This window comes from Lyngbya sp. CCAP 1446/10 (genome assembly GCF_026130175.1).
GTDB lineage: Bacteria > Cyanobacteriota > Cyanobacteriia > Cyanobacteriales > Microcoleaceae > Microcoleus.
Genome location: NZ_JAIGNI010000039.1, coordinates 1 through 14,006 on the forward strand (window position 1 = coordinate 1; position 14,006 = coordinate 14,006).

Below are 14,006 nucleotides of genomic sequence, written 5' to 3' on the forward strand. Positions count from 1 at the left end.
GTAAAACAACCATTGAAAAATGTACATATGTTAAAATTCCGGCTAACTCAAAAATGAAGGCGGTTGAAACCGCTGCCGACTTTTCCCCGTGTCTAAAGCCAGGGGCTTGCGTCTCGTTTTCCGGTCAGCAAGAAAAGGGAAGAGGAAAGAAATTCCCAATTACCAATTCCCGATTACCAATTCCTGATTACCCTTGGAATATTCCCAATCTGCCCGTTTTTGACCAAAACTCGATCGCTCCACCCAACCCCGCACCAGTCAGAGAAACAGCAGCTAATATCACAAAAGTCCGCCATCTTTGGTGACCAAATATTTGAATATCGAGTCTGGCCAAAGCTCCGGCTGAAGTCAAGACTAAACCCGTCACAAATAGGTGCATCCAGGTAACAACTATAACTGCCAAAAAAGCTCCTAAAATGATCGAAATAAAAGCCCCGACATCACTGGAAATCCACCGCATAATCCATCTTTTTGTGTCCTTCAGCGGGAACGACAAGGCGATAGCTAACACTAAAATAGCACCTACGGCTAAAAACCAAGTCAGGTGCGGAGGAATATCAAACTCTGATAATTTCCAGCCAAAAATGAAATAAGTAGTAAAAAGTAGAGTGAGCGAAAGCCAAGAATTTTTTCTCATCTGATGAAAAGATTAGGGAAACCAGTTAAAAAAGATGATCCCGATAAATTATGGGTGGTTTTAGAGGTTAGTAGAAATAGCTTGCACCGGACAAGTAGGGATGCACTGCTCGCAGACGATACAGCGCGATCGAGCAAACGTTAGTTTAAAGCTTTCTGGGTCAAGGGTCAAGGCTTCTGTCGGGCAAACCCCGGTGCACAAGCCGCAGTGAACGCAGATGTCTTCATCAATGAGTATTTCCCGGCTGGCTAGGGAAACACCGATGCTTTGCGATCGCATCCAGTCGATCGCCGCTTCTAGTTGGTCAATGTCCCCTGATAACTCTAGCACCAGTTTGCCCACTTGATTTGGAGCCACCTGAGCGCGGATAATGTTGGCTGCAACATTAAAATCCTTTGCCAGTCGATAGGTGACAGGCATTTGGATCGATCGTTGGGGAAACGTCAGCGTTACCCGTTTTTTCACTTTGACCTCGGTAATTTACAAACAATCTTTCTGATCTTAAGTTTTAACGCACTTGGTCTAATTACTGGTATTAGCCAATTTTTTTATAAGATTGGTCTGATTATCTCAAAATGTGGTATAATCTGTATCTGTTATTAAAAATAAAAACATAAAAATAAAATCACCATTTATTTTATGAGTCTAAATTCGCCGAACTCAACTGCTGCCCCCACACCCAAAAATTCCGAAATAAACGTCGCCGCGCGCGTCAGAAACTTATTGATCGTATTAGCTGCGATCGCCCTTTCAGTATCTATCTTTGTGGGACTACGAACTCAAACGCCATCAAGTAGTCTCACCGAAATGGCAAAAGCCTCCGCACCGCTAGAAACAGCTTTAGTAAACGGCAAGCCGACACTCATGGAATTTTATGCTGATTGGTGCGGTAGCTGTCAAGCAATGGCTAACGATCTGAGCGCCATCAAACAGAAATACGTCGAACCGCTGAATTTTGTCATGCTGAATGTAGATAACGACAAATGGCTGCCAGAAATCACCAAATATCGAGTTGATAGCATTCCACACTTTGTCTACTTGAACAATAAAGGCAGCAGCGTTGCAGAAACGATCGGCGAAATGCCACGCAGTATTATGGAAGATAATTTAGATGCTTTAATTGCAGAAAAACCAATACCGCACTCGCAAGCTTCCGGTCAAGTTTCTGATTTTACTCCCGCCACAGGGCCTGTGAAAACAAGTAGCTCCGACCCGCGCGCCCACGGCAGTCAAGTACAGTAGTCAGTTGACAGTTGACAGTTGACAGTTGACAGTTGACAGTTGACAGTTGACAGTTGACATATTAAACAAGATTGCAAAAATCCGAAAATACCCTGAAACCATCTGCGTCAATCGGTGTTGATCTGCTCGATATCTGCGGTTGCTCTATGACTCGAAGATTTCTGCAATCTTGTCTATTCTGTCCGGTCGATTACCCCGAATCTGGTAAGGGCGGGTTCACCAACAATATTTGCCAAAAATTGACAATCTCAAAAACCCGCCCCGACCGAGATATCGCGGTTAATTGACAGGACATGATACCAGTTGTCAGTTATCAGTCGATCGCAACTTTAGCAAATTTTGATTGCGGGCGATCGACTACCTCTCAAGAAATATTTAACAAACTTTATTGAAAATTTATTAAAATTTATTATAATGGCAAAATGCGAAGTCTCAATACTCGATCGCTCCCGATAAAAAATAAAGCTCGATTCAAATAACTTGGTTGGAATCCCCCCGACTCATTCCTTCGCAGGCTGACTGACGCAGTAATCTAAAATCTAAAATCTAAAATCTAAAACCTAAAATCCAATGACCGCCGACAAACCCGGATTCAGCATTAGCGGCATCTCAATCCGCCGCCACATCGGCACCCTCATGCTGACGCTAGCAATTATCATCGTAGGTCTTTTCTACATCACCCAACTGCCCGTTGACTTGCTACCCTCCATCACCTATCCCCGCATCGGCGTGCGCCTAGACGCCCCCGGAATCTCCCCAAAAGTCGCAGTTGACGAAGTTACCCGCCCCCTCGAACAAGGACTTTCCGCCACCGAAGGAGTCATCCAAATATTTTCCCGCACCCGCGAAGGACAAGTCAGCGTCGATTTATTCTTCAAGCCCGGCGGCAACATTGACCAAGCCCTCAACGATGCCACCGCCGCCGTCAACCGCATCCGCAACCGACTTCCCGACAATGTTGAAGCCCCCCGGCTGTTCAAAGCTGACCCTTCCCAGCAGCCTGTTTACGAATTTGCCCTCACTTCCAACTCCCTGCAAGGAGTTGATTTGCGCGTATTTGCCGACGAAGAATTATCCCGAGAATTAAACGTAATTCCCGGAGTAGCATCAGTTGACGTTGCCGGCGGCGTACAAGAAGAAATTCAAGTAAATATTGATTTAAATCGCTTGCAATCTTTAGGCGTTAGTATTTCCGATGTTTTAAACGCCCTCGAAGCCCGCAATATCGATACTTCCGGCGGGCGGCTGCGACAAGAATCGGCAGAACCTTTAACCCGTACAGTCGGACGATTTCGGAGTGCCAAAGAAATCCAAGAAATTTCCTTTCAAGTATCTGGTTCCACTCCGCCAAAACGAGTTTTTTTACGAGATTTCGCCAAAGTAATTGACGGGACAGAAGAAGAACGAGTTAAAGTATTTCTCAATCAAAAACCCGCTGTGAAAATCAGCATTCAAAAACAGCCGGACGCAAACACGATTACAGTTGTAGATGGCATAAAAAAGAAACTCGAAGAATTAAAAGAATCAGGATTAATCACCGAAAGCACCACAATAGTCACTACCTCAGATGAGTCTAAATTCATCCGAGATTCTATCAGCAACGTCGTATTTTCAGGTTTGACTGGGGCTGCTTTAGCTGGTGCATCAGTTTTGTTGTTCCTCGCTTCCCTGCGCCAGACTTTTATTATTGTCTTGGCAATTCCCCTCGCAACTTTAATGGCGATTATCCTGATGGGGCTTTTTCATCTGTCTCTGAATATCTTTAGTTTAGGAGGTTTGGCGCTCGGTGTGGGCATTGTGGTCGATAACTCGATCGTTATGTTGGAAAATATTGTCGAAGGAACTAGCAATCATAAAAACCAGGGATTAAGTAACAAACAGTTGATCCAGCAAGCAGAAAATAGCAGCCAAGAATTAGAATCAGCTTTATTTGCCTCCACTATTACTAACTTAGTTGCCGTACTGCCATTTTTGCTGATCGGCGGCTTAGTTTCCCTGCTGTTTAACGAGCTAATTCTCACCATCACTTTTTCAGTCGCCGCGTCTTTGATTGTCGGATTAACTGTTGTACCGATGATGGCTTCTCGACTGCTAGCATTGCCCGTATCCAGCGGTTTGAGCAACTTTTGGCCGCTGCAAGCATTCAACCGATCTTTTACCAATGCTACCGCCGGCTACGGGAAATTTTTATCAGGAATAGTGCGGTGGCGGTTAATTGTAGTTGTACTGGCGATTGTTATATTGGGCGGCGGCAGTTGGCAGATGGCTGGTCAAATTCCCCAGGAAATCTTACCTCAAATTAGTACCGGTCAAGCGAGATTATTTGCTTTGTTTCCGGCAGGTACTAATTTGGCAACCAATCAAAGAGTGATGGCGGAAGTCGATAAAATTCTACTCAGTCAGCCGGAAACTGAATACTCTTTGACTACGGTGGGCGGGCTGTTGTTCGGCACTACTACGAGCGAGAATTTGCTGCGCGGTGGCAGCAATATTACACTAAAAGCAGGCAGCGATACTTTAGCTTTTGTGGAAAAAGTTAATCAAGAATTGAAGAAAGTTAATATACCTAAAGGAACTCGGTTGCGACTGATTCCTGAAAATGTGCGCGGTTTGGTTTTGACTAATTCTCCGGTGCGCGGTGCGGAGGTTGATGTTATGCTTCAGGGCGAAAACGAGCAGGTATTGCTGCAAGCTGGCCGCGACATTTTGGAGACTTTGGAAAAGAAGGTAAAGTTAGCCAGCTTTCGCCCGGATACCGATCCGCCGCAACCGGAAGTGCAAATTCGCCCGAATTGGGAACAAGCGGAAATCTACGGGTTGAGTGCGAGGGAAATTGGAGAAACTATTCAGACAGCAATTCAAGGTGCTGTTCCCACGCAGTTGCAGCGGGGAAACCGTTTGGTTGATGTGCGGGTACAGTTCGATCGCGCTTCTATCCAGTCAATTTCTGAACTAAAATTTATCCCTTTAACTGCGAGGAATAACGCTCGCATTCGCTTGGGCGACGTGGCGAGTATTGAGGTGGGAAAAGCACCGGGAGAAATTCAAAGACTCAACCAGCGCCAAGTTTTCTTGATTGCTGGGAATATTAATAAGGGTGCGAGTTTGGGGGATGCTTTGAAACAAGTAAATGCTGTTTTGGCGGACATCAAATTGCCGCCGGGAGTGCGAGTGATTCCGAGCTCGGCGGCGGAAACTAACCGGGAATTGCAAAGTTCGCTGATTATTTTAGGCTCTTTGGCGGCGTTTTTGGTATTTGTGGTGATGGCGGTGCAGTACAATTCGCTTGTCGATCCGCTGGTGATTATGTTGACGGTTCCTCTGGCTTTGGCTGGCGGGATTTTGGGGCTGTATGTGACTAAAACTGCGATCGGCGCGACGGTGATTGTGGGCGCGATTTTGCTGGTGGGGATTGTGGTGAATAATGCGATTATTATGGTAGAATTGGCCAACCAAATTCTGGAAGATGAAAAGGTCGATCGCGCGACGGCAATTCTCAGGGCTGCACCTCAACGTTTGCGGCCAATTTTGATGACAACTATCACCACAGTTTTGGGTTTATTTCCGCTAGCTTTGGGAATTGGAGAGGGCTCAGAGTTTTTGCAACCTTTGGGGGTTGTGGTGTTTTCCGGTTTGTCCCTAGCGACGCTGCTGACGCTGTTTATCATTCCGTGTTTTTATATTTTGCTGCACGATTTCTTTGGGATGTTTTCAGCGAAGAAGTCGCAGACAGTGGCTATTCCCGTGCACAAGGCGGGGGGAAAGACTACGAATTGATTGATCATAGCCTCGTTGATTTACGGGCGGTTTCCTGGAGTCTGGCGGGGGTTTAAACCCCTGTCGGACGAGGAAACTCACAAGATTTATCATCGCCTCTACCATATTTCAAGCGTTTAAGCGACACCCCAGCCACGCCAGCCGACGCCCCACCAGCACCCCACGGCCTGATATTTTCTTGTCTCAGTCTCATAAAGTTACATTCCGTTACAATAGAAAAAGTAAACAGAACTTGCAGGCGAGCTAAACAATCAATGCGCTTAATCTTAATGACCGGAAAAGGCGGCGTCGGCAAAACCTCCGTAGCCGCTGCTACAGGGCTGCGATGCGCCGAATTGGGATACAAAACCCTAGTGCTGAGCACAGATCCCGCCCACTCCCTAGCCGACAGCTTCGACATGGAACTCGGACACGACGCTCGACTCGTAAAACCCAACTTGTGGGGAGCAGAATTGGACGCTCTCAGGGAATTAGAAGGCAACTGGGGAGCAGTCAAACGATACATTACTCAAGTTTTGAAAGCGCAGGGACTTGAGGGTGTACAAGCAGAAGAATTAGCCATTTTGCCAGGAATGGACGAAATCTTTGGTTTGGTGCGGATGAAGCGGCATTACGATGAGGGAATATATGATGTTTTAATTATCGATTCTGCACCCACAGGCACAGCATTGCGACTGCTAAGTTTGCCAGAAGTTGGCGGCTGGTATATGAGGAAGTTTTACAAGCCATTGCAAGGCATATCTGTTGCCCTCAGACCTTTAGTTGAACCGTTTTTTCGACCACTTGCGGGCTTTTCTTTGCCAGACAAAGAGGTGATGGATGCACCTTATGAATTTTATGAGCAAATCGAAGCTTTGGAAAAGATTTTAACTGACAATACTGTGACTTCGGTCAGGTTAGTTACAAATCCCGAAAAAATGGTAATTAAAGAGTCTTTGCGCGCTCACGCTTATTTGAGTTTGTACAATGTTGCCACAGATTTAATCGTAGCTAATCGAATTATTCCCGAAGAAGTAACCGATCCATTTTTCAAGCGCTGGAAAGAGAGCCAGGAGAAGTACCGTCAGGAAATTCACGAAAATTTTCGGCCGCTTCCTGTAAAAGAAGTGCCACTTTATTCCGAGGAAATGTGCGGTTTGCCAGCATTGGAACGATTGAAAGAAACGCTTTATGCAGATGAAGACCCAAGCAAAGTTTATTACACAGAAAATACGATTAGAATTGTGCAGGACAATAATCAATACGTTCTAGAACTCTATTTGCCGGGAATTGCGAAGGATCAGATTCAGTTGACGAAAACGGGAGATGAGTTGAATGTTCGGATTGGGAATCACCGCCGCAATATGGTTTTGCCGCAAGCTTTAGCGGCGCTGCAACCTTCGGGGGCGAAGATGGAGGATGATTATTTGAAGATTAAGTTTGCTTGATGATAAAAAACAGGAAACGGAAATCCCGTGTCCCACAAATAACAGAAACCGCAGATGTAAGGCAAATAAACACAGATGCAACGCAGATAATTTAAGGAATTGAAAGCTTGGGAATGCAATAGGTCTATTTTTCCTCTTCCTCTCCCTCCTCTTTCCCTTCCTCTGCGGCCTCTGCGGCCTCTGCGGTTCCTTCAATCTTTCCTGCATTCAACTCAATCTTTTTCTGCTGGCGTTCCGAAGCAGCTTTTTGCAGGTTTTTCACCCGTTCCGGATCGACATCCGATCGCCAAAACAACTTATGACCCTTAATCTTAACGCAATTGTCCTCCAAACACTGCACCCATTCCCGATACTTCCTAACTGCGCCATCATCGAGAATACCCAATTTTTCCTCTTGGCGGGTGAGTTTAGCAAATTTTTCATAATGGGGATAAGTAGGACTAACAAAAGCTTCTTTTCTAACTAAAAGCGGTGGATTGTATACATCAGAATAATCTTGATAGCTGACAGAAAGATCGCGCAAATCTATGTGCATAGCAGTGTGAAGGGCTGGATGCGGGTTAGTGTCAAAATCGGGATAAAATAAATAGGAAATCTGAGGTTTGCGAGCGTGAAATTTGATAATTGTAGCGCCGTCAAGCCTGCCAATCGTGCGGTTGGCGCAGCCTTCATAGAGGCGTAGCAAAGGGTCGAGTTCTTCTAAAAATGAGACGTGGACTGAAAGGGAACCGTGCTGTTTGTAGCCGATCGCACTATCCTCGCAACAATCCGCCACAATATCCGGTTTACTCAGGCTGTATAGCATTAAATCGGCTAAAGTGCAAGCTCTTTGATAACTGTCAAACAAACCCTTGATGTCATTGCGGATTTGAGCGGGAAGCCGGCGCATCGAAGGACGCGCGGCGTCGCCATCCTGTAGGGAATAGCCCAAACGGTTAAGAGCGAGATATACTAGCAAATCCTGGCGGCGCTTGTCGGCGATTGTCTCCCAATCATCCGCATCCGTTGCTTGCAAAATTACCCTCCAAGCGCGGTTAAAACTGTGAAATTCCTGCTTAATTGGCGATTCTTCCGCTAATTCACCTTTAACCGGAAGACGGCCCCGATCGCTCACAAAAGCCATCAAAGGAGCCAGCATTTCCTCATAATCCTCAAAGCGCTTGACTTGCGATCGCACTCTGGGAGTCGATAAGCGCGATCGAAACCGAGAAGCCCGAAAACCCTCAGCCTCCGCCGCATCCCGAAACACAAAATAGATTCCCAAAGCCACAGGAATCGCATCAACACCCAACACTTGGTCTATATAAACCTTCAACTCTTCCTGTTCGTAATACTTCTGAAAAGTATTGCGAGAAGTAATCACCCCATCGCCGTAAGCAATTTGACCGCGAGCCGGATCGTCAATCAAAACCTGAGCCGCCACCACCAATAAACTCTTAGTTAATTCCCAAGCATTCAGCAAAGCTTCTCGGCGTTCCGCCAAAGATTCAATCACATTAATTATATAACCAATATTCACAATATCCGCAGAAATTCGCGGAGTATCCGGCTGATAATATGGGTCCCAACCCGTAGCAGCATAACCCTCTTCCGCAATACATTTAATATCGCCACCGTAACCACAACCGTAATCAAAGAAAGTCATCCCATCAAAAAACAAATCAGATTCCAAAACCAGGCGCACAGGTTTAGAAATAGAGTTTCGCACCATCGCAGCTTTGTGCCGCTCAATTTTAGGATTTGATAACTCGCTATTTTCCTGTTTCAAACATTCGACAACAGCATGATCTTGAATTTCTACACCGCAATATCCCAAATATTTGAGCCAACCATCGCGAGTGCCGATCACGCTAGTATTGTCCAAGAGTCCCCACTTTTGCTCGCTGCGAGTCAGTCGAGCAAATTTTTCGTAATTGGGATAATCCGCAGTTACAAAAGTTTCCTTTCGGTGCAAAACCGGGGGATTTTCGCTGTTGCTGTAATCGAAATATTTAACTTCCCCAGTTTCCAGATTAATTTGGATGCTGGCTTGCAAAGCAGGGTGAGCATCTGTATCGAAATCGGGGTAAAAAAGATAAGAGATTTTAGGTTGCTGGAGTGAGAATTTAACTAAATTTGCTTCATCAATATTTTCGAGATGCTGTCTGGCGCAATTTTCGTAAATTCTAAGTACAGGGTTGAGTGCGGATAAAGCGGAAATGTGAATATAAAAAGCTGTTGGTAATTTTTTACCGATTTTGCTTTCTCGACAGCAGCGAGCTACTTTTTCTACCAGATTTTCAACATAAAAAATATCAATTTTGTCGGACGGACACGGCACAGCATTTACAGAAGTTTCCCCACAAATAGCATTGTTTTCATACAATAAAACTTCCTGAGCAAAAGCCCTCAAAGGCGTTAGAATTTCTCCATTGTTTTCTAATGAATCGGTATATAAAATAGGGTTTGTATCGGTATCGTAAGTCATAGATAAACTCATCGATTTTTTACATTAACCGCAGATAACACAGAGGAAACTGAGCCGGTGCGTCAGGGAGAACATTCTTCGTTTTTTGTCAAAAAATCCGCCCTGACGCACCCTACAATAACTAAAAAACAGACTTAAATATCAACCAAACATTCGAGTTTCTACAAATTTTTTAACCCGTGCTAAATGACTCGACAAACTCACTAATATGTTTTCAACGCCCTCAATAGTTAACAATCCCGAAGCTAGCGGTTCAGATTGAAAGCCTCGCGCTTGATGCTCCAATTGTGCCGCTAAATCCGACATTAGAGCAACTCCCACATTAGCAGCAGTTCCCTTTAGACGGTGTGCTTGATATTCCACAGCTTGCCAATCTCTAGCTTCTACGGCAATTTTGGCAGCAGCTATATCAGCCTGTGCGTTGCCGACAAATGCTTGCAAAAGTCGATCGGGCAATTTAACATTAACCCGTCCGAGTTGCTGCAATCGGTTCCTGTCGAACAGTCCGTCGCAGTCTGCGTGTTCCCAAGCTTGAGGTGCGATCGCCCTTGGTGCCGGCACAGCCACAACTTCCGTTTCTTCCAAAATTTCTGTATGCTTTATTACTAATTGAGGATTTTCTGCCAAATTAATACTTTTAACTCCATACTTATTTTTAAACTCAACATTTTGGGATTCATATTTTTTCAGCGCCGTCGCCAAAGCATCTAAATCTACAGGTTTGCTGAGATAATCGTCCATCCCAGCCGCCAGACACTTTTCTCGTTCCCCCGGCATTGCGTGAGCAGTTAAAGCAATCACAAAAGTATGCCGATCGCCTTTTTCTCGTTCCCTCAACTTTTTTGTCGTTGCATAACCGTCAAGTATTGGCATTTGACAATCCATTAACACCAAATTATAGGCTTTTTCTGCCAGCAAATCCAGCGCTGCTTGACCGTTAGCGGCGCAGTCAGCCTGATAGCCTAAAGCTGCCAATTGTTCGACAATAACTTGTTGATTGATCGGGTGGTCTTCTGCGAGCAAAATTCTCAGCGATGACGGCGAATTAGGAGTTATATATTGAGAATCAACTGCTGGGAAATTGCAAGTATTAGCAGCCTCTAAGCTCCCAAACTCTCCCCTTTCCTTAACCGACGCCAGCAAAGCTTCAAGCAGGCGAGAAGGCCGCACTGGTTCGATTAAATAGCCGCTGAACCCCACACTACAAAGTGCTTCAGCTTTCGCCTGTTCCCGCAAAGCAGTCATGGCGATTAACGAGCCAACTGTTGAGAGCGATCGCACTTTCAAACCAAATTCCTCAGCATCCAAATCCGGCAATTGCAAATCCACCAGCACCGCATCGCAGCATTTTTCCCCTGTCGCCGAATGCCGATCGATCCCGCCCTGAGAATTTTGCAACCAAGTCAAAGCAGCAGCAGCAGTTTCTGCCTCGTCGCAGCGAGCACCCCAACTTTGAGCGAGCGATCGCACCGCCGCCCGCCTCAAAGCGCTTGCAGAGACTACTAATAGCTTCTTGCCCGCAAGTTTGGGAGTCTGAGGCTCAACTTGCAACTGTTTTTCCAAAGGTACAGCGAACCAAAAAGTCGAACCGTTGCCGAGAAAACTGCGCACCCCAATCGAACCTTCCATCATCTCTACTAACTGCTTGCAAATCGCCAAACCCAAACCCGTGCCGCCGTACAGCCTAGTTGGAGAAGCGTCTACCTGAGAAAAAGATTGGAACAGTTTTGTCTGGCCTTCCGGCGAAATTCCCATCCCTGTATCCCGCACCGAAAATAGCAATTTCCCCCCTTGTTTGCAGTCTGCCAGTTGCCGATCCCGCTTGACATTTATGTGAACAAAAACTTGACCGCTATCGGTAAATTTTATCGCATTTCCCGTCAAATTTAGCAAGATTTGCTTCAACCTACCAGAGTCGCCAACTAACTTTTTCGGCACCGAACTGTCAACTAAAATATTTAATTCAATACCTTTTTTTTCTGCCAAAGGCGCTACCATTTCTATCACCGATTCCAGGCAGATATCCAAATCAAAATCAGCCTTTTCTAGCCGGAATTCTCCAGCTTCTATCTTAGAGAAATCGAGGATATCATTAATTACGCTCAGCAAATGTTCAGCACTGTGGTAAATAGTCTGAGCGCACTCCCGTGGTTTCGGTTCCAGAGGAGCGCGCAGCAGCAATTGAGCCATGCCCAAAACCCCATTCATCGGAGTGCGAATTTCGTGACTCATATTCGCCAAAAATTGCGACTTAACCCGGCTCGCTTTCAGGGCTGTTTCCCGCGCTTCCACCAACTCATTAATCTTGTCGGCTACCATCACCATTCCCCCCACTTTCCCGTCGGGATTGTACCAAGGGTGAGCTGCCCAGCGCAGGTACATCACAGAGCCGTCTGCTCGTTCCCAAGCATCTTCGCTCACAGAAACTACCTCACCCTTTAACACTTGTTGATACATCATTTTCCACCGATTTGGCGTATCTGGAAACAATTCGTAATGATTGAGATTAGTCAGGGACTGCCACTCGAAATTAAATTGAGTCAGCCATTGGTGAGAGTTAGCTAAATAGCGCATTTCTGTGTCGAACATCGCCATTGCTACGGGCACGCAGGCAATAATTTGTTTCAGTTGCTGCCGTTCTCTTTCTAGAGCGTATTCGGCTTGTTTGCGATCGCTAATGTCGCTAATCATGCCTGCCATCCGCAGCGCTTTTCCTTGGGAATTTCGCTGAGCTTTTCCCTGAGAAGTGCAGTAGCGGTAAGCACCAGAGGAGTGCAGCAGTCGGAATTCTACATTGTAGTCTATTTGTTGTTCTAAGTGAGCGCCGATCGCCCGGATGATGCCGTCCTTGTCCTCTGGGTGCAGGCGGTGGTAGAGAGCATCCATAGTGCTGCCAAATTGCGATCGCGCCAAACCGATAATTTCCAAAAGGCGATCGTTCCAATAAACCTCATTTTTACTTAAATCCCAATCCCAAATTCCGTCGTTCACTCCCTCTAAAACTAACCTGTATCGTTCCTCGCTTTCCTTAAATTTTTGACTGGTATAAAACGCCTCTGATTCGGCGCGGTAAACGCGAATGGCATTCTGCAAACTGCGGGACAAACTATCAGCAGACATCTTGCCTTTAGCGATATAATCAGAAGCTCCAGCCTTCATCAATTCCACAGCAATTTGTTCATCACCTTGCCCGGTGAGCACAATTAAGGGAACTTTCAGCCCAGATTCCCGTACATTTTTTACCAAACTCAGTCCGTCTCCGTCCGGCAAGCGGTAGTCGAGGAATACGCAGTCAAATTTGCAGTCAAATATCTGATTTAATAGCGAATTTTCTGTTTCCTCAACCTCGCTTAACTGTTGAGATTTATCTGGATGCGAGAGTTTCGCCGCTGCTCTACTAGAACTTTTGCTGACCGATAGTTTTGCCAGAGCATCGGCGCAGTCTTCTGCTTCAGTAACTTCTACCGAAACCCCAGCAGACTTGAGCGAGCGTTTGACCGTCATCCGATCGACTTCATCGTCATCAACTATCAGAATTTTAAGAAGTTTGTCCATAACAACCGAATTGTGGATTGAGCTGAAAAAGCTCCGGCATAGCAAAGATGAATGTGAAGCATCTGTGCGGAGATTTAAAAGCGTTTATTGGAAGTGCGAGCTTATATCTAGCAATCGGGGACGCTTGCACTAATACAAGAAAACTGTGATTATCCCAACTAATTAATACAAATGTACCGCCCAAAAAAGTCACAACAGCCACCTGGAAAAATTTTGGTTAAATTTTAGAAAATTTAGGGAATTTCACTCAGCATCCAGTATTTGTTGAGAGTAGCCATAACTTCCACAAAGTTAGAAAAAGTGACAGGCTTAAGAATATAGCCAGCTACATTCAAATTATAAGCTTCTACCTTATCTCTATCTTCATTAGAAGTGGTGAGGACGATCACGGGAATCGACCTCAAAGTTTCATCCAGCCGCAATTCTCGCAAAAATTCAATGCCGTTCATTCTCGGCATATTCAAGTCGAGCAAAATCAGTCGGCGCGCTTGAGGCATTGCCGGCTCTATTTTGCTTTCTTGGCGCAATATAGCCAGAGCTTCTAATCCGTTTTCCGCCATGTACAGGGGGTTGACGATGTTATTTTTTTTGAACGCTCGCCGGACGTTCATCACATCTACCTCATCATCTTCCACTAAGAGGATATGAATTTTTTTTCCTTCCATAAATTAGCCATTTTATAGATGTTTTTTAAGCGACAGTATCCTTGGCGGGGTTCAGTCAGCACGATCGCGAACCCAGCAGGTCTAATCTCTATTGTGCTTTGTCAAGAATCATTATGCCTCAACCGATCGCAGTATCTATCCGCAGGCGTAGTCGCCACTGCTGGGGGCATGAGTTTTGGTCGATCGGCAAAAACTCGCCAATTATGCCCGATCGAGCTACGGTAAAATCTAAAACT

The 14,006-nt window shown here is 45.6% G+C and carries 9 protein-coding genes; 4 read left to right on the top strand and 5 right to left on the bottom strand.

Features of this window, described 5'->3' with window-relative positions; translation table 11 throughout:
* Positions 1-187 precede the first annotated feature (187 nt).
* Positions 188-637 carry a hypothetical protein gene (locus tag K4039_RS16955; RefSeq protein ID WP_265236751.1) on the bottom strand — a complete coding sequence of 150 codons (450 nt, stop codon included), beginning with the start codon at positions 635-637 and terminating at the stop codon, positions 188-190.
* 60 nt (positions 638-697) lie between these two features.
* The gene (locus tag K4039_RS16960) at positions 698-1,102 is read right to left on the bottom strand and encodes an NIL domain-containing protein (RefSeq protein ID WP_265236753.1); all 405 of its coding nucleotides are present in this window, start codon (positions 1,100-1,102) and stop codon (positions 698-700) included.
* 174 nt (positions 1,103-1,276) lie between these two features.
* Between K4039_RS16960 and K4039_RS16965 the strand changes: the two genes are divergently transcribed.
* The 3 genes from K4039_RS16965 to K4039_RS16975 all read left to right on the top strand — a co-directional run bounded on the left by K4039_RS16965 (position 1,277) and on the right by K4039_RS16975 (position 7,083).
* A complete protein-coding gene (locus K4039_RS16965) occupies positions 1,277-1,879 on the top strand; it encodes a thioredoxin family protein (protein ID WP_265236755.1) in 603 nt (200 codons plus the stop codon).
* A 570-nt stretch (positions 1,880-2,449) separates the two neighbouring features.
* Positions 2,450-5,656, top strand: a complete 3,207-nt coding sequence (locus tag K4039_RS16970; protein ID WP_265236757.1) for an efflux RND transporter permease subunit — start codon at positions 2,450-2,452, stop codon at positions 5,654-5,656.
* A 254-nt stretch (positions 5,657-5,910) separates the two neighbouring features.
* On the top strand, positions 5,911-7,083 hold the full coding sequence (locus K4039_RS16975; protein WP_265236759.1) for a TRC40/GET3/ArsA family transport-energizing ATPase: 1,173 nt from the start codon (positions 5,911-5,913) through the stop codon (positions 7,081-7,083).
* A 124-nt stretch (positions 7,084-7,207) separates the two neighbouring features.
* Here the strand turns inward: K4039_RS16975 and K4039_RS16980 are convergent, their stop codons facing one another.
* From K4039_RS16980 to K4039_RS16990, 3 genes are all read right to left on the bottom strand, one after another.
* On the bottom strand, positions 7,208-9,550 hold the full coding sequence (locus K4039_RS16980) for a DNA phosphorothioation-associated putative methyltransferase (protein WP_265236882.1): 2,343 nt from the start codon (positions 9,548-9,550) through the stop codon (positions 7,208-7,210).
* A gap of 141 nt (positions 9,551-9,691) precedes the next feature.
* The gene (locus K4039_RS16985) at positions 9,692-13,105 is read right to left on the bottom strand and encodes a response regulator (protein WP_265236762.1); all 3,414 of its coding nucleotides are present in this window, start codon (positions 13,103-13,105) and stop codon (positions 9,692-9,694) included.
* A 233-nt stretch (positions 13,106-13,338) separates the two neighbouring features.
* Entirely contained in the window at positions 13,339-13,770 is a 432-nt protein-coding gene (locus K4039_RS16990; protein ID WP_265236764.1) for a response regulator, read from the bottom strand.
* 18 nt (positions 13,771-13,788) lie between these two features.
* On the opposite strand from K4039_RS16990, the gene K4039_RS16995 reads away from it, so the two are divergent.
* On the top strand, positions 13,789-13,995 hold the full coding sequence (locus K4039_RS16995) for a hypothetical protein (RefSeq protein ID WP_265236766.1): 207 nt from the start codon (positions 13,789-13,791) through the stop codon (positions 13,993-13,995).
* The last annotated feature ends 11 nt before the right edge of the window (positions 13,996-14,006 follow it).